13 protein-coding genes and 1 riboswitch are annotated in these 16,569 nt (G+C 65.7%); of the genes, 7 read left to right on the top strand and 6 right to left on the bottom strand.

Annotated elements, in window-relative coordinates:
- Nucleotides 1-744: 744 nt before the first annotated feature.
- The gene (locus ACQR2C_RS10470; protein WP_434848778.1) at nucleotides 745-1,974 is read right to left on the bottom strand and encodes a cyclic nucleotide-gated ion channel; all 1,230 of its coding nucleotides are present in this window, start codon (nucleotides 1,972-1,974) and stop codon (nucleotides 745-747) included.
- A gap of 2 nt (nucleotides 1,975-1,976) precedes the next feature.
- The gene (alaS, locus tag ACQR2C_RS10465) at nucleotides 1,977-4,655 is read right to left on the bottom strand and encodes an alanine--tRNA ligase (protein ID WP_434881102.1); all 2,679 of its coding nucleotides are present in this window, start codon (nucleotides 4,653-4,655) and stop codon (nucleotides 1,977-1,979) included.
- A gap of 181 nt (nucleotides 4,656-4,836) precedes the next feature.
- Nucleotides 4,837-4,948, top strand: a riboswitch (glycine riboswitch).
- A gap of 146 nt (nucleotides 4,949-5,094) precedes the next feature.
- On the opposite strand from alaS, the gene gcvT reads away from it, so the two are divergent.
- The 3 genes from gcvT to gcvP all read left to right on the top strand — a co-directional run bounded on the left by gcvT (nucleotide 5,095) and on the right by gcvP (nucleotide 9,649).
- Nucleotides 5,095-6,243 carry a glycine cleavage system aminomethyltransferase GcvT gene (gcvT, locus tag ACQR2C_RS10460; protein WP_434881055.1) on the top strand — a complete coding sequence of 383 codons (1,149 nt, stop codon included), beginning with the start codon at nucleotides 5,095-5,097 and terminating at the stop codon, nucleotides 6,241-6,243.
- 9 nt (nucleotides 6,244-6,252) lie between these two features.
- Nucleotides 6,253-6,618: a glycine cleavage system protein GcvH gene (gene gcvH, locus ACQR2C_RS10455; protein ID WP_316238711.1), complete on the top strand. Its 366-nt coding sequence runs from the start codon at nucleotides 6,253-6,255 to the stop codon at nucleotides 6,616-6,618.
- 157 nt (nucleotides 6,619-6,775) lie between these two features.
- Nucleotides 6,776-9,649 carry an aminomethyl-transferring glycine dehydrogenase gene (gene gcvP, locus ACQR2C_RS10450; RefSeq protein ID WP_434881054.1) on the top strand — a complete coding sequence of 958 codons (2,874 nt, stop codon included), beginning with the start codon at nucleotides 6,776-6,778 and terminating at the stop codon, nucleotides 9,647-9,649.
- Here the strand turns inward: gcvP and ACQR2C_RS10445 are convergent.
- Together ACQR2C_RS10445 and recA are read right to left on the bottom strand one after the other, a co-directional pair.
- Nucleotides 9,628-10,707 carry a DUF1835 domain-containing protein gene (locus ACQR2C_RS10445; protein WP_434881053.1) on the bottom strand — a complete coding sequence of 360 codons (1,080 nt, stop codon included), beginning with the start codon at nucleotides 10,705-10,707 and terminating at the stop codon, nucleotides 9,628-9,630. The genes gcvP and ACQR2C_RS10445 overlap by 22 nt on opposite strands.
- Before the next feature lie 287 nt (nucleotides 10,708-10,994).
- On the bottom strand, nucleotides 10,995-12,083 hold the full coding sequence (gene recA / locus ACQR2C_RS10440; RefSeq protein ID WP_315804259.1) for a recombinase RecA: 1,089 nt from the start codon (nucleotides 12,081-12,083) through the stop codon (nucleotides 10,995-10,997).
- A gap of 564 nt (nucleotides 12,084-12,647) precedes the next feature.
- Between recA and ACQR2C_RS10435 the strand changes: the two genes are divergently transcribed.
- Both ACQR2C_RS10435 and ACQR2C_RS10430 read left to right on the top strand, forming a co-directional pair.
- The gene (locus ACQR2C_RS10435; RefSeq protein ID WP_315804347.1) at nucleotides 12,648-12,941 is read left to right on the top strand and encodes a hypothetical protein; all 294 of its coding nucleotides are present in this window, start codon (nucleotides 12,648-12,650) and stop codon (nucleotides 12,939-12,941) included.
- Nucleotides 12,942-14,209: 1,268 nt separating this feature from the next.
- Nucleotides 14,210-14,449 (top strand): DUF6894 family protein, encoded by a 240-nt coding sequence (locus ACQR2C_RS10430; protein WP_012045383.1) that lies wholly within the window; start codon nucleotides 14,210-14,212, stop codon nucleotides 14,447-14,449.
- A gap of 339 nt (nucleotides 14,450-14,788) precedes the next feature.
- Here ACQR2C_RS10430 and ACQR2C_RS10425 read toward each other — a convergent pair whose 3' ends face one another.
- Together ACQR2C_RS10425 and ACQR2C_RS10420 are read right to left on the bottom strand one after the other, a co-directional pair.
- Nucleotides 14,789-15,034 carry a hypothetical protein gene (locus ACQR2C_RS10425; protein WP_315804260.1) on the bottom strand — a complete coding sequence of 82 codons (246 nt, stop codon included), beginning with the start codon at nucleotides 15,032-15,034 and terminating at the stop codon, nucleotides 14,789-14,791.
- A 111-nt stretch (nucleotides 15,035-15,145) separates the two neighbouring features.
- Entirely contained in the window at nucleotides 15,146-15,442 is a 297-nt protein-coding gene (locus ACQR2C_RS10420) for a hypothetical protein (RefSeq protein ID WP_316182504.1), read from the bottom strand.
- Nucleotides 15,443-15,714: 272 nt separating this feature from the next.
- Between ACQR2C_RS10420 and ACQR2C_RS10415 the strand changes: the two genes are divergently transcribed.
- The gene (locus ACQR2C_RS10415) at nucleotides 15,715-16,155 is read left to right on the top strand and encodes a PaaI family thioesterase (RefSeq protein ID WP_315804262.1); all 441 of its coding nucleotides are present in this window, start codon (nucleotides 15,715-15,717) and stop codon (nucleotides 16,153-16,155) included.
- A 147-nt stretch (nucleotides 16,156-16,302) separates the two neighbouring features.
- Nucleotides 16,303-16,554, top strand: coding sequence for a PilZ domain-containing protein (locus ACQR2C_RS10410; protein WP_315716061.1), 252 nt, complete (start codon nucleotides 16,303-16,305; stop codon nucleotides 16,552-16,554).
- The last annotated feature ends 15 nt before the right edge of the window (nucleotides 16,555-16,569 follow it).

Raw genomic sequence — 16,569 nt, 5'->3', positions numbered from 1 at the left:
GCAGGGGACCGTTGGCACACTCGCTTCCCAAGGAAGAACGGCCATCTTGCAGCACGCACAGCTTTGAGGACGCGGCGCGTTGATTTGCCCGACGACCAGCGTGTCGAGGCGGATATGGCCTCGACGGTTCTCATCAGCTCGCGATAGCTGATGCGCCAACAACGTTGTTTCGTCATCCGCCTCAATGACATCACGCGATTCAAGAGGACGGCGCGAAAATAAATCACTTCCGAAAATCAGCAAATCATGTCTATTCTCTCCTCGTTCCGGTCCGGATGAGGGGCGTACGCGTCGTCACGAAACGTTGGACCGGCAATGCGGTGGACGTGAGGGCATCAGCGCGCTTTCGGGTGCGGACGAATGATGCGCTCGCGGACGTGAAGTCGCGTGGTCCTGGCATCCCGATGCTGATGTCCCGCGCGATGCGCTTGAAGCGCATTGTCGCGAACGGTGGCCAACAAGCCCGGTGCACCGAGGAGATCGCGTATAAGCGTTAAAACCGCCGCGCAGGGAATGCCGGATGATCCGGCTTTGCCTGTGGTACCTGCCGCCTGCATTTTTTCAGCAGGCGGGCCATGGGTGAGGCCCTCACCCGGCATTCCCTGCGCCCTCATCGTCTTTCGAGGGCGAGTGCTTTCCGCATCCCCCGGGCGCGACCGCGCCGCGGGACCGTGGGTGCACGCCCGGCTGTTTGACTGGTTGGAAGATGGGACGGGGGACTGCGAGCGATCCGGGAGCAGCGTCCTACGCGTCCGGCTGGTCGTCGCGTTCGGCCTGCGACAGCTCGGCGAGGGCAAGATCGCCGGAATCGGCCATACGCGCCTTGGCGATGGTCCGGACATGCGCGGCGAGCGCCGGCATGCGCGCGATCAGCGCATGGAAATCCTGCGCGTCGAGCACCAGCAGCCGGGTCTTGCGCGTCGCCGTCACGGTGCCCGAGCGTTTGGTCCGGTGCAGCAGCGCGATCTCGCCGAAGAACGTGCCGTCGGCGAGCTTGACGCATTGCGTCGGCAGCTCGATCTCGACCTCGCCCGTGGTGATGAAATACATCGAGGACGCCGGATCGCCACGCCGCACCAGCACCTCGCCGGCTTCGATCGTACGCGCACGCAACAGCCGCATGATGTCGGCGATTTCGGACGCCGAAAGATGCGAGAACAGCGGCACCCGCGCCAGCATGCCCCAGGTGACGACGAAATCGCGCCGCTTGATCTCCTCGGCGAACGCGGTGGAGATGATCGCGACCGGCAGCGCGATCATGGCAAAGCCCCAGATGATCGCGAACACCGTGATGATGCGGCCGAGCGGCGTCACCGGCACGACGTCGCCATAGCCGACGGTGCCGAGCGTCACGATCGCCCACCACATCGCATGCGGAATGGTGCCGAACTTGTCGGGCTGGACATCGCGCTCGACCGCGTAGAGCAGTGAGGCGAACAGCAGCACCGCGCCGGCCAGGATGACGAGGCAGCCGATCAAGATGCGCCGCTCGGCCTGCACGGCCGACAAGAGCGAGCGCAGCGCCGGCGAATAGCGCACCAGCTTCAGGAACGGCAGCACGATGCACAGCGCTTCCAGCGTGCGATCGCCGAGCACGAGCGCGATGGACGCCGGCACGAAGGACAGGAGATCGATCAGGCCGAGCGCGGACAACGCGTAGGCGAGCCGCTCGCGGTGCGGCGACTGGCGCCGCGGCATGTGCCCCGCCACGCTCCAGAGCCGAGCGACATACTCCGCGGCAAACACGATCAGCGAACAGACCTTGATCGCGCGCAGCAGTCCGCCAATGGCGGCCGCGATGTCCGGGTCCGAGGCCAGCACCACCGCCAGCACGTCGAGCGTGATGACGAGCACGATGAACTGGACGACGCGCGAGCCGTGCGTGCTCGGCAGATGGTCGTGCTCGAGCAGCTCGTACAGCCGGTCGCGCAGATCGGGATCGCGAACGCTCTCGCCCGGCCCGAGCGTCGGCACGATCAGCCTGCCTTGCCGATCGCACTCTCGATCGCGGCCAGCGCAGCCTCCGCCTTGGTGCCGTCGGGGCCGCCGGCCTGGGCCATGTCGGGACGGCCGCCGCCGCCCTTGCCGCCCAGCGCCTCGGACGCGGCGCGCACGAGGTCGACCGCATTGAAGCGCGGTGTGAGATCGGCGGTGACGCCGACCACGACGCCGGCCTTGCCGTCCTCGGTGACGCCGACGATGGCGGCGACGCCCGAGCCGAGCTGCTTCTTGGCCTCGTCGGCGAGCGACTTGAGATCCTTCATCTCGATGCCCGAGACGGCGCGCGCCATCAGCTTGACGCCGCCGACCTCGCGGACGCCGGCGGGAGCGCCGTTGCCGGTCTCCTGGCCGCCGCCCATCGCGAGCTTCCTGCGCGCGTCCGACAGCTCGCGCTCGAGCTTCTTGCGCTCCTCCATCAGCGCGGTGATGCGCGCCGGCACCTCGTCGACCGTGGTACGCAATTCGGCCGCGGCGGCCTTGGCGAGCGAGAGATTGTGGTTGGCATGCGCCCGCGCGCCGCGCGCCGTCAGCGCCTCGATGCGGCGGACGCCGGAGGCCACCGCGCTCTCCGAGGTGACCGCGATCAGGCCGATGTCGCCGGTGCGCTTGACGTGGGTGCCGCCGCACAGCTCGACCGACCAGCCCATGGCATTCGAGCCCAGCTCGCGCGCGGCATTGCCCATCGAGACGACGCGGACCTCGTCGCCATATTTCTCGCCGAACAGCGCGCGGGCGCCGGCCTCGCGGGCATCGTCGAGCCCCATCAGCCGGGTCGTGACCTCGGCATTCTCGAGCACGACGTCGTTGGCGATGTCCTCGACGCGGGCGAGCTCCTCCGGAGAGATCGGCTTCGGATGGACGAAATCGAAGCGCAGGCGGTCGGGCGAGACCAGCGAGCCACGCTGGGCGATGTGGTCGCCGAGCACCTGGCGCAGCGCCTCGTGCAGGATGTGGGTGGCGGAGTGATTGGCGCGGATCGCCGAGCGCCGGCCGTGATCGACGTCGAGCTGCAGCGCCGTGCCGAGCTTGAGCGTGCCCTGCTCCACCGTGCCGATATGCGCGAACAGGTCGCCGGCCTTCTTCTGGGTGTCGGTGATACGGACGCGGACGCCGTCGCCGGTCATCACGCCGGTGTCGCCGACCTGGCCGCCGGATTCGCCGTAGAACGGCGTCTGGTTGAGGACGATCGCGCCGCTCTCGCCGGCCTTGAGGCTGTCGACCTCGGCGCCGTCCTTGACCAGCGCGGTGACCGCGCCCTCCGCGGTCTCGGTCTCGTAGCCGAGGAACTCGGTGGCGCCGAGCTTCTCGCGCAGCGGGAACCAGACGGTCTCGGTCGCCGCCTCGCCGCTTCCGGCCCAGGCCGCGCGGGCCTTGGCGCGCTGGCGGTCCATGGCATCGGTGAACGAGGCCTGGTCGACGCTGATGCCGCGCGACTTCAGCGCGTCCTGGGTGAGGTCCAACGGGAAGCCGTAGGTGTCGTACAGGGTGAAGGCGACGTCGCCGTCGAACATGTCGCCCTTGGTGAGCGAGGCCGACTTCTCGTCGAGGATGGCCAGCCCGCGCTCCAGGGTCTTGCGGAAGCGGGTCTCCTCGAGCCGCAGCGTCTCCTTGATCAGCGCCTCGGCGCGGATCAGCTCGGGATAGGCCTGGCCCATCTCGCGCGAGAGCGTGCCGACGAGCTTGTGCATCAGCGGCTCACGGGCGCCGAGCAGCTGGGCGTGGCGCATCGCGCGGCGCATGATCCGGCGCAGCACATAGCCGCGGCCCTCGTTGGACGGCAGCACGCCGTCCGCGATCAGGAACGACGAGGCGCGCAAATGGTCGGCGATCACGCGAAGCGACGCCTTCTGCGGCCCCTGCGGGTCGGCATTGGTGAGATCCGCGATGGCGCGGATCAGCGCGACGAACAGGTCGATGTCGTAATTGTCGTGCTTGCCCTGCAGCACCGCGGCGACGCGCTCCAGGCCGGCGCCGGTGTCGATCGACGGCTTCGGCAGCGGATTGCGCACCCCGCCTTCGAGCTGCTCGTATTGCATGAACACGAGGTTCCAGATCTCGATGAAGCGATCGCCATCGGCCTCCGGCGAGCCGGGCGGGCCGCCCCAGATCTTGTCGCCGTGGTCGTAGAAGATCTCCGAGCACGGGCCGCACGGGCCGGTGTCGCCCATCTGCCAGAAATTGTCCGAACCGGCGATGCGGATGATGCGCGATTCCGGCAGGCCGGCGATCTTCTTCCAGAGCCCGAACGCCTCGTCGTCGTCGATGTAGACGGTCGCGGTCAGCTTGTCCTTCGGGAGGCCGAACTCCTTGGTGACCAGCTTCCAGGCGAGCTCGATGGCGTTCTCCTTGAAATAGTCGCCGAAGGAGAAGTTGCCGAGCATCTCGAAGAAGGTGTGATGCCGGGCGGTGTAGCCGACATTGTCGAGGTCGTTGTGCTTGCCGCCGGCGCGGACGCACTTCTGCGACGTCGTGGCGCGGTTGTAGGGCCGCTTCTCGACGCCGGTGAAGACGTTCTTGAACTGCACCATGCCGGCGTTCGTGAACATCAAAGTCGGGTCGTTGCGCGGCACCAGCGGCGAGGACGGCACGATCTCGTGGCCGTTCGCAGCGAAGAAATTGAGGAAGGTCGACCTGATCTCGTTGACGCCGCTCATAGCAATCCAATCGAAGAAGTCCGGGAATTCGGCGGCAATGCTTTTAGACAAGGCGACTTCGCGTGTCCAGAAACTGTGCAGAAACATCATGGGCTTGCTGCACGGCTCCTAAAGCTGGTTGAAAGCCGCCGTGACGCGTTGACAGCTTGCGCGGGCTGGTGTTTGGTCCCGGACATAGACGACAGTCGCGTCGGGAGAGACTGGCCTTCTGAGGTTCTGGTTGAACTTCAAGGGTCGGCGCCGAAGGAGCAACCGCCCCGGAAACTCTCAGGCAAAAGGACCCTCGCGACTGCAACTGCATCTGGAAAGAGACGCCGGCTGGGATTGATCCCGGGACGCGTCCGCCGACGGGATAATACTCTCAGGCACAGCGACAGATGGGGCTTCGGTGGCGTTTTTCGGGACTGGTCCCGAGGAACCGCGCGAGGACCCCTGATCGATGGCTGAACCGGCTGCCCCCCTTTCTTTGAAGCGAACGCCGCTGCATGCGCTGCATGTCAGCCTCGGCGGCAAGATGGTGCCCTTTGCGGGCTATGAGATGCCGGTGCAATACGCGCCCGGCGTACTCAAGGAACACCTCCATACCCGCAGCGCGGCCGGGCTGTTCGACGTCTCCCACATGGGCCAGGTCGCGCTGCTGCCGAAATCCGGCAACGTCGCCGACGCCGCGGCGGCGCTGGAGCGGCTGGTGCCGCAGGACGTCATCGGCATCCCGCCCGGCCGGCAGCGCTATGCCCAGTTCACCAACGCCGAGGGCGGCATCCTCGACGACCTGATGGTGGCGAATTTCGGCGAGCACCTGATGCTGGTGGTCAACGCCGCCTGCAAGGAGGCGGACATCGCGCTGCTGCGCGACGGGCTGTCCGACGTCTGCGAGGTCCAACCGCTGACCGACCGCGCGCTGCTGGCGCTGCAGGGGCCGAAGGCGGCGTCCGTGCTGACGAAATTCTGTGCAGAGGCCGAGGCGATGCGGTTCATGGACGCGGGGCCGCGCAGCGTCGATGGGCTTGCCTGCTACGTTTCGCGCTCGGGCTACACCGGCGAGGACGGCTACGAGATCTCGGTGCCTGCCGATCAGGCCGAGCGGCTCGCCGAGGCGATGCTGTCCGACAAGGACGTGCTGCCGATCGGGCTGGGCGCCCGCGACAGCCTGCGGCTCGAGGCCGGGCTCTGCCTCTACGGCCACGACATCGACACGGCGACAACGCCCGTGGAAGCTGCGCTGGAATGGTCGGTGCAGAAGGTCCGCCGCACCGGCGGCGCGCGGGCCGGCGGCTTCCCCGGCGCTGACAAGATCCTCGCGCAGTTCGATGGCGGTGCGACACGCCGCCGCGTCGGTTTGCGGCCCGAGGGCCGCGCGCCGGTGCGCGAGGGAGCAGCGCTGTTCGCTTCGGCCGATTCAGGCGAGCCGGTCGGCAAGGTCACCTCTGGTGGCTTCGGCCCGACGCTGAATGCGCCGGTCGCGATGGGTTACGTGCCGACCACTCTCTCTGCGCTCGACACCCCGTTGTTCGCCGATGTGCGCGGCCAACGCCTGCCGCTGCGGGTCGCCGCCATGCCCTTCGTTCCCAACACCTACAAGCGCTGAAGGACGTCCATGACTACGCTCTACACCTCCGACCATGAATGGCTCAGCATCGATGGCGACACAGCCACCATCGGCATCACCGACTATGCGCAGGCCCAGCTCGGCGACGTCGTGTTCGTGGAGCTGCCGCAGGTCGGCCGCGCGCTGAAGAAGTCGGAAGCCGCCGCCGTGGTCGAATCGGTCAAGGCCGCCTCCGACGTCTATGCGCCAATCACCGGCGAGGTGGTCGAGGTCAACCAGGCGATCGTCGACGAGCCTGCGCTCGTCAACACCGACGCCGGCGGCAAGGCCTGGTTCTTCAAGCTCAAGATCGCCGACAAGAGCGAGCTCGGCGGGCTGATGGATGAGGCCGCCTACAAGGCGCACACGGCGTGAGACGCGCGGTGCGTAGCCCGCATGAGCGGAGCGATATGCGGGACCGGCGGTCCCGGGGTCGCTGCGCTCGCCCGGGCTACGGCCTACCGATCTCGCCGTCGCTGTTTACTGGATGCCCCGCCGTCGCGGGGCATGACGAGGCATAGAGGATTTGCTCATGACCACGCCGCTCAAGCCGCTCGATGATGCCGCCGCCAGCTTCGCCCGCCGCCATATCGGTCCCTCGCCGCGCGACGTCGCGGCGATGCTGGAGACCGTCGGCGCCAAGAGCGTCGCGGAGCTGATGGCGCAGACGCTGCCCGGCACGATCCGGCAGGCGGCGCCGCTCACCCTCGAGCCGGCGCTGAGCGAAACTGAAGCCTTGTCGCACATGCGCGCACTGGCGACGCGGAATCAGGTTTTCACCTCGCTGATCGGCCAGGGCTATTCCGGCACGCTGATGCCGGCGGTGATCCAGCGCAACATCCTGGAGAACCCGGCCTGGTACACGGCCTACACCCCCTATCAGCCGGAGATCAGCCAGGGGCGGCTGGAGGCGCTTTTCAACTTCCAGACCATGATCTGCGATCTCACCGGGCTCGACGTCGCCAACGCCTCGCTGCTGGACGAAGCCACGGCGGCGGCGGAAGCGATGGCGCTGGCCGAGCGGTCGGCACGGGCGAAGACCAAGGCATTCTTCGTCGATCGGAACGTGCATCCGCAGACGCTGGCGGTGCTGCGCACCCGCGCGGAGCCGCTCGGCTGGCAGCTGATCGTCGGCGATCCCGCCAAGGATCTGGACGGCGCCGAGGTGTTCGGCGGCCTGCTGCAATATCCGGATACGACGGGCGCGCTGCGCGATCCGCGCGCCGCGATCGCCAAGCTGCACGACAAGGGCGCACTGGCGATTCTGGCCGCCGACCTGCTGGCCGTGACCGTGATTGCCTCGCCGGGCGAACTCGGCGCCGACATCGCGATCGGCTCGGCGCAGCGCTTCGGCGTGCCGATGGGCTATGGCGGACCGCATGCGGCCTACATGGCGGTGCGCGATGCGCTGAAGCGGTCGCTGCCCGGCCGCATCGTCGGCCTGTCCGTCGATTCGCGCGGTGCCCCCGCCTATCGGCTGGCGCTGCAGACCCGCGAGCAGCACATCAGGCGCGAGAAGGCAACGTCGAACATCTGCACCGCGCAAGTGCTGCTGGCGGTGATCGCCGCGATGTATGCGGTCTATCATGGCCCGGATGGGCTGAAGGCGATCGCCCGCACCGCGCATCGGCGGACCGCGGTGCTGGCTGCGGGGCTGCGCAAGCTCGGCTTTGCGCCGGAAAGCGAGACCTTCTTCGACACGATCACCGTCGAGGCCGGCGCCAAGTCCGAGTCGATCATCGCCCGCGCCGAAGGCGAGCGGATCAATCTTGGCCGCGACGGCAGCAGGCTGCGGATCGCGCTCGATGAGACCACGACGGCCGATGTCGTCGAAGCCGTCTGGCGCGCATTCGGCGGCGACCTCTCCTACACGACGATCGAGGCGGAAGCCCGCGAGGCGCTGCCGGCCGAGCTCAAGCGGCAGCGGCCGTACCTCGCGCATCCGGTGTTCCACGCGCATCGCTCCGAGACCGAGATGCTGCGCTATTTGCGCAAGCTTGCGGACCGCGACCTCGCGCTCGATCGTGCGATGATTCCGCTTGGCTCGTGCACGATGAAGCTGAACGCGACCACCGAGATGATCCCGCTGACCTGGCCGGAATTTTCCAGCCTGCACCCGTTCGTGCCGCGCGCGCAGGCGGCCGGCTATCACACGATGTTCGCCGATCTGACCGACTGGCTGTGCCGCATCTCCGGCTATGACGCCGTGTCGCTGCAGCCGAACTCGGGCGCGCAGGGCGAATATGCCGGGCTTCTGGCCATTCGGGGCTACCATGCCGCGCGTGGCGAGGGCCACCGCACGATCTGCCTGATTCCCTCGTCCGCTCACGGCACCAACCCCGCCTCCGCGCATATGGCCGGCATGGAGGTGGTCGTGGTCGGCTGCGATGCAGGCGGCAATGTCGATCTCGCCGATCTCGCGGCCAAGGCGGAAGTGCATAGCGCCAAGCTCGCCGCCATCATGATCACCTATCCCTCGACGCATGGCGTGTTCGAGGAGCACATCCGTGACATCTGCGACATCGTCCATGCCCACGGCGGACAGGTCTATCTCGACGGCGCCAACCTCAATGCGCAGGTCGGCCTCTCCAGACCCGGCGATTACGGCGCCGATGTCAGCCATTTCAACCTGCACAAGACGTTCTGCATTCCGCATGGCGGCGGCGGCCCTGGCATGGGCCCGATCGGCGTGAAGGCGCATCTGGCGCCCTTCCTGCCCGGTCACCCAGCGACCGACGGCGCGAGCGCGCATCCGATCGGGCCGGTCTCGGCCGCCCCCTACGGCTCGGCCTCGATCCTGACCATCTCCTACATCTACATGCTGCTGATGGGCGGCGACGGCCTGACCCGCGCCACCGAGATTGCGATCCTCAACGCCAACTACGTCGCGGCGCGGCTCGATGCGCATTTCCCGGTGCTCTACCGCAATGAGCGCGGCCGCGTCGCGCATGAATGCATCATCGACCCGCGGCCGCTCAAGCAGAGCAGCGGCGTCACCGTCGACGACATCGCCAAGCGGCTGATCGACTACGGCTTCCACGCGCCGACTATGAGCTTCCCGGTGGCGGGCACCCTGATGATCGAGCCGACGGAATCGGAGTCCAAGGCTGAGCTCGACCGCTTCTGCGACGCTATGATCGCGATCCGCAAGGAGATCGCCGAGGTCGAGCAGGGCCGCTTCGGAATCGAGGCCTCGCCGCTGCGCCACGCGCCGCACACGGTGCACGACATCGCCGACGACGATTGGAACAGGGCCTACCGCCGCAGCGAGGGTTGCTTCCCCGCGGGCACCTCGCGCACCGACAAGTACTGGTGCCCGGTCGGCCGCGTCGACAACGTCTACGGCGACCGCAATCTGGTGTGCTCCTGCCCGCCGGTGGCGGACTACGCCCAGGCGGCGGAGTAAGCTTCCTCACGCATGTTCCGAGCGATCGGGCGCCACGGCTCGCGGCAAACAATGACGTCAGACGAGCCCGGATCCGGAGCGATGAGCACCGCATGCCAACGCCAGAGATTGGCGTTGATCAATTCGGTGCCGCCCCACCAGCGCCGGATCGGATTATGGCTGCTGAAATCCTCCTCGCCGGCGAGGATCGCCTTGCCGAGCGGCGTCAGCGACAGCCTGCTGGCCTTGTAGCGCTCGAGGCGTTCACGGCTGTCGTGCATCTCGACCGAGAACGGCCATTCGTCGAGGCCCGAAATTGCCGGCACCGGCGCGAGTGCCAGACCGTCAAGCAACGTGCCTCCTTCCCAATAGTCATAGACGCGGCGTTGAAAGCGATCCCGATGATGCGGCAACAGGTCGAAGGGGTGCTGATAGCCGGCTGACAGCAATTCGAGGATTCGCAGTTCCGATGCTCCCAGGCCCGTGGCAACACCGGGAAGCTCATCGAGCATCTCCTGCACGCAGCGGCGAAGCTGCGGCAGTGCACTGAGATCCTGCTTCAACAGATCGAACCAGGCTTGCGGCGTCGGCGTCCGAAACGCCTGCCATGCCAGATGGCCCAGGTCGAGATGCTCACGCGCGAGCGCCACGCCGGCAATGGTCCGGCCGGCGGGTTGTCTGGCCAAGGCGTCGAAGACTGGCGCATCGAGGTGTCGCAACACGATCTTCGTCGCGATCTCGGCGTAATCGCGCAGATAATCCAAGAGCCAGATCAGCACCAACTGATCGTTCGGACGGGTCCCCATCCACAGTTCGACGCTATCGCAACGGTCGACAAGTTCGAGAAAACTCTGACTCCGCCCGCCGACCGCCATGAAGTCGACGCGCGAGGCGAAATCCAACCAATGCCCCCGCTTCCGTCGCACGGTGCGCTGGACGAGATAAGCCGATAATTCGGCATCGGATGGCAGCGGTCCCCACACGAAACGATGGAGAATTGGCACCACCAGGTCGGCAAAGCCGCCCCTCCGAAGCGCTCCAGCGCTGGGATCATCGGCCGCTAAAATCAAACGTGTCATGCTGTTGGCTCCGGCACGACCTGATTGGCTCAAGGCGCTATCAACACGTTCGCAATCGGCTCCCGGCGCCCAGGACCGGCGCCGGAAACGTCGGTGCCGCCGCGCGGATCCGGTCCGCTCGCACGCTTTCGATTATTCGCGCTGAAGATCGTATCCGGCGCTCAGAAACCCGGGCTCACTGCATTGGTCATGCAGCAACGCAGATTTCGGCAGAACACTACACATCTGCAAACGGGCGCCGGAACGTCGGCAACACGACGTCCATGGCACCCGCCGCCGTCGTAGCTCTACTCCTCCGCCGGCTCCTCGCCGTCGGCGTCGCGCTCGGCATTGCCGGCCAGGATCTGCTCGGCGATCAGGCCGGAGTTCTGGCGGATCGCGGCTTCGATCTTGGCGGTCATGTCCGGATTGGTCTTGAGGAACGATTTCGAATTCTCACGTCCCTGCCCGAGACGCTGGCTATCGTAAGAGAACCAGGCGCCGGACTTCTCGACGATGCCGGCCTTGACGCCGAGATCGAGGATCTCGCCCATCTTGGAGACGCCCTCGCCATACATGATGTCGAACTCGACCTGCTTGAACGGCGGCGCCAGCTTGTTCTTCACCACCTTCACACGGGTGGAATTGCCGATCACCTCGTCGCGCTCCTTGATCGCGCCGATGCGGCGGATGTCGAGGCGGACCGAGGCATAGAACTTCAACGCATTGCCGCCGGTGGTGGTCTCCGGCGAGCCGTACATCACACCGATCTTCATGCGAATCTGGTTGATGAAGATCACCATCGTGTTGGACTTGTTGATCGAGGCCGTCAGCTTGCGCAGAGCCTGGCTCATCAGGCGGGCCTGCAGGCCCGGCAGCGACTCGCCCATCTCGCCTTCGAGCTCGGCCTTCGGCACCAGCGCCGCCACCGAGTCGACCACCAGCACGTCGACCGCACCGGAACGCACCAGGGTGTCGCAGATCTCCAGCGCCTGCTCACCCGTATCCGGCTGTGAGATCAGGAGCTCATCGATGTTGACGCCCAGCTTGCGCGCATAGACCGGATCGAGCGCATGCTCGGCATCGATGAAGGCACAGATGCCGCCCTTCTTCTGCGCTTCCGCCACCGTGTGCAGCGCCAGCGTGGTCTTGCCCGAGGATTCCGGACCGTAGATCTCGACGATGCGCCCTTTCGGCAGCCCACCGATCCCCAACGCGATGTCGAGCCCGAGCGAGCCGGTCGACACCGTCTCGACATCCATCGAGCGGTCGTTCTTGCCCAGCTTCATCACCGAGCCCTTGCCGAACTGACGTTCGATCTGGGACAGCGCAGCAGAGAGCGCCTTACTCTTATCCATTGAGGAACCTTCGACGATACGCAGGGCGGTGGCGGACATTGGCGCTCCTTATGGCGGGGATTCGCGAGATGGACAAACGGTTAACGAGGTCGGCCAGCAATCTTGAGGTGAATGTACTCCATCCGTTCTTTGTTCGCAATATGTTCTTCTCGACAATCACGACTCTTCTCTTCGCAAACCCCTGACAACCGCGGGGACACGCCTGCCGCTCGAGGGGCCGGCGCCCAGTGCACCGAGCACCGCCGAGGAAGCGCTGCCCGACGAGCGCGCCCGGAAGCGAAGTCGGACGCCGATGACGGCGACCGCGAGAGGATCCTGGCTCGGCTGAAGGCGGAGGCCATGCGCGCGAGCGGCGCAGCCGCCGACCGGCGATCATGCGAATTACGACCGGCCTGTCCGAGCGCTCCAACCTCGCCTCTCGCGCCAGTGACAGACGCCACTTCAATTATAAGTTGTTATTGTGGTCTCGACCGTGCCCTATCATCCTGCTGGTCCTTCTCTGTGAGCCCCCTACCGCTTCCAATTTTCGGGACCAGCATGACCGGATCCAACAAGGAACAGACCCTCACGCTGTGGCGCCCGGTCGGCCCAAAGGAGTTCGCCTTGATCGCGGCCTCGGGCATGCGGGCGTTTCCGCCGCGCCTTCCGGAGCAGCCGATCTTCTACCCGGTGCTGACCGAGGCCTATGCCGTGAAGATCGCGAGGGACTGGAACGTACCGGCGAGCGGCTGCGGCCATGTGCTGCGCTTCGCGATCCTGCGACGCTTCATCGACGCGTACGAAGTGCATGAGGCCGGCGGCCGAGAGCATCTCGAGTACTGGATTCCCAGCGAAGACCTCGCCGACTTCAATGCCGCGATCGTCGGGCCGATCGAGCTCGTCAAGACTTTTCCTTGAAACTACCAAACTCCTACACGCGTGCGTAGATCGCACGGTCCGTGGTTCTCCTGAGAAGAACGAAGTTCCCTCGCCTCTTCTGCTTTTGTTCGGCTCATCGTGCGTGCAGACGCACGATTTCGATGCAGACGTGCAGCCGCCCTGCACGCGGCGTCCGGCCGCGAAGTTCCGCAGCACGCGGATCCGACCAGCTCGGCGGCCGCCATATGACGAGCGACAGATGAAACGACGAACCTCGGACAACTTCGTGTCGGACCACGCCCGAGGGATGGGTTAGCGTGCCATTCGCGCAAGCTCCTCATGCCGGCCTGAGGAACGGCCTGGACGAGACCCGCGTGACCCGCATCACGCGGCGCCCCCGCGCCCACGACATCTTCAAGCCACAAACCATTGTCATAAACTTTGGGTTGCGTTATATAATCGTGGTTGTCGTACGTCTGAGCAAATTTTTGATCAGCCCCGGATTTGTTTGTTCGTTGCGATGATGGCTGACCCGTATTGTCCGTGATGTATTGTCAGTGATGCGGCGTCGACCGATCCCTTGCAGCCTGCCAGCTCCAACATTTGCAGGCTCCGTCACCCGTAGGCGCACGGCCCTGAAACCATCCGCGCCGAAAGAAAGCCCCGGACGACGTCCGGGGCTTTCGACGTTGATAGCTCCGCTCGGGATGCATCTCCCTCCGTCATTGTCGTGATGTCGGGGAACGGATTGCGGGCGCTGCGCTTCATATCGGCGATGACAAGAGATGACGTGACGTGTCCGTCCTGCAGGGCCGGCCTTCAAAGGATCGAGCTTCACTCGCAGCAAGGCGCCGCGGGAGAGAGGCGTTGTCCGGCCTGCGACGAACTCCTGGAAATGGTCGACGGCGCGACGCAGATTGCCTACCGACTGACAGTCGTGCCGGAACGGATCTTCGACCGCAGCCAAGTGCGTCCCGCGGCGGTTGATCGAGATTGCAACCTTGATCTGACGCAAGGCACGCCGACAGGTTTCGTACTAATTTAATTGTGTCATTGCCGAACTGCCCTTGCTGGGAAGCTACGACGTTGACGCCGAGCCTCGGACCGCGGCGGTCCGAGGCTCATTCGTCGGCCTTCGCTGTGCCCGGTTGCGCCGCACATCACCAACGGCAATCAGCCTAACCGAAGCGAACAGCGCGACCGACCGTATTTTACCGGAATTGATCCGAGTGGGTTTTGCGCTTCCATTTGTGGTGCGTACATCAAACCCAGCGGCCTGGGGCGGTCAGGGCTCACCGGTTTTGGCAATGCCGCTCTATTTCTTTCGTATCCGCAACGGCCACTTCTCAGGCGCGTCCGAGTATGGGACCGAGTGCGCCGACCGCAACGCAGCCTGGAAAGAGATGACCACCGTCTGCGCCGACATGGCCAGCAGCATCTCGCGCAAGCTCGCCGAAAACTCCGAATGGCAGATGGAGCTGCTCGACGAGGCACGGCAGCCGGTCTTCCGCATCCGGATCGTCGCCGAGTCGCTGGATCAGGCCTGACGGCTCGCCAGACCTCTTGTGGATTGTCACCGACGAGAACCACAACCTCAGCCTGTGGCCGGCGAGGTCGACTGCGCGTCATTTCGGCAGCCGAGCTTGATCGAGATCAAAATGCCTGTCTGCATCCTGGCAGACATTTAAATTTGTATGGGTAATCTGATCTTCAAATGTCCGCGAACGGGGATGAACGTGCAGCATTGGCTGGAAGAGCCGAAGCCAGGCGATCCCACGTGCTCCTATGAAACCGTGGTCTGCAAGGCCTGCACGCGGCTTCATTTCATCAATCGCGACACACGCAAGCTTCTTGGCGAAAAGGAATGAGGCGCTTGCCGGAATCGTTCAATCGGCGCTGGGAAGCCGCCGCATCGTGAACTCGATCGCCCCGTCGGGAAGCTCGCGCCAGCTTTCGACGGCGCTCATGTAGCCGGCCTTGGGATAGCGGGTCAGATAGTCGCGGGCCTTGGCGCGCGCTTGCTCGCGCGGCAGCGTGAACGTGTCGCGAACGTAGCCGTCGCGAGCCTGTGCGGCGCCCTTCTGGCGCCGGGCCGCCATCCGGCTGGCAATGTCCCGGGGCCGCATCCCCATCGACGAACTCCAACGCGCTGCCACACCGTCAATATAGACGGGGCCGCGAGGAATCCGAGTCCGCAATCGGCCCGGAGGGTCAGAGCCCGCCCGACCCGAACGCGATAAATCTCAATTGGTGCTGCCGACAGCCTTCGGCTTCTTGGCCGCGGTGGTCTTCATGGCAGGCGCCGCCTTGGGCTGCTCCGCCGCGCGGACGTTGCCCCAGGGATCGGCGCTCGTCTTGGCGTCCGGAATCTTGCGCATGGTGTCCTTGTAGGCCTGCTCCCGCGCCGCTTCAGCTTCCTTTTCCTCGGGCGTCTTCGAGGGACCGTCGGCGAGAAGGTTGATATTGGGCATTTGCGCCATCGCGGGAACCGCCCAGCCTGCCAGCACGGCGACCGCCATCGTCACGATCAGCTTCTTCATTGGTTACTCCCCGGTAGAGGCGCCTTATACCATCGCCTCGCCATGCGCCAAGCCCGCGGCACTGTGCCGAAACGGTGGACCGCAGGCCGGGATGTTCGCGGCCGCACCGTCTGCGCGCACCTGCCGTCTGTTCCACGGTGTGCCATCATCATAGTTTTCCAACTCCGGCCTTTTCAAGCCGCCGCTCTGCGGCAACATTCCGGCGGCTCCGCCGATCGCGGCGACAAAAGTCGACGAGACAAATCGACAAGACCATGGGAGGACCTCCGCGCGTGCCGAATGAGACCCCGAACTTCACCATCGACGACGCGAGGCGAATCCTCGATGACGTGTTCGCTCCCTGGATCAAGGATCTTGGCCTGATCGTCGAGGACATCGCGCCCTCCCCGCTGGGCGAAGCCGGCGCCATCCTGCGCATGCCGTTCTCGCCGCGGCTCTGCCGCGACAATGGCGTTGTCTGCGGCCAGGCGCTGATGGCTTTTGCTGATACCGCGATGGTGATCGGGATGGTCACCGCCAGCGGCGGCTACCGGCCGATGACCACTGTCGACCAGACCACGCATTTCATGCGCGCCATTGCATCCGCCGACGTGCTGGCGGATGCGCGCGTGGTGCGGATGGGCCGCACCATGAGCTTCGGCCGGGTCACACTGACCAGCGCCGGCGATGGCAAGCCGGTGGCCATGGTGTCGAGCGCCTTCGCGATGCTCTGATCCGCGCGGCCCGGCCGGGGTTAACGAAACGTGAAGGCGACGGCCCGGGCCTCGCGGGCCGGATTCATCTGATCGAAACGCGAGCGTGATTTATTTTAGGTGCTTTTGACGCGAAAGGTGACGCCATTCGGCACCGGGTTACAGGCCATGAGCGAGACGAGTGACAAGCGCATTGCACCGAGGCATCGGGTGCTGAAGCAGGGCAGGCTGGCGTTCGACGGCGGCGGCGCGGTCGATTGCATGGTCCGCAACATGTCCGATACCGGCGCCAGGGTCGAGGTGGTCAGCCCGGTCGGTCTGCCCGAAGCCTTCACGCTGGTGATCCCGGCCGACAAGTTCACGCGGCGCTGCCACGCAGTCTGGAGCCACGACAAGCGGATCGGCGTCGCATTCGACTGATGGCGGTGCGGAGGG

This window comes from Bradyrhizobium sp. HKCCYLRH3061, assembly GCF_051168015.1.
Classification (GTDB): Bacteria; Pseudomonadota; Alphaproteobacteria; order Rhizobiales; family Xanthobacteraceae; genus Bradyrhizobium.
Note: the sequence above shows the minus strand (reverse complement) of the source record. Positions and strands in the feature narration are given on the sequence as shown.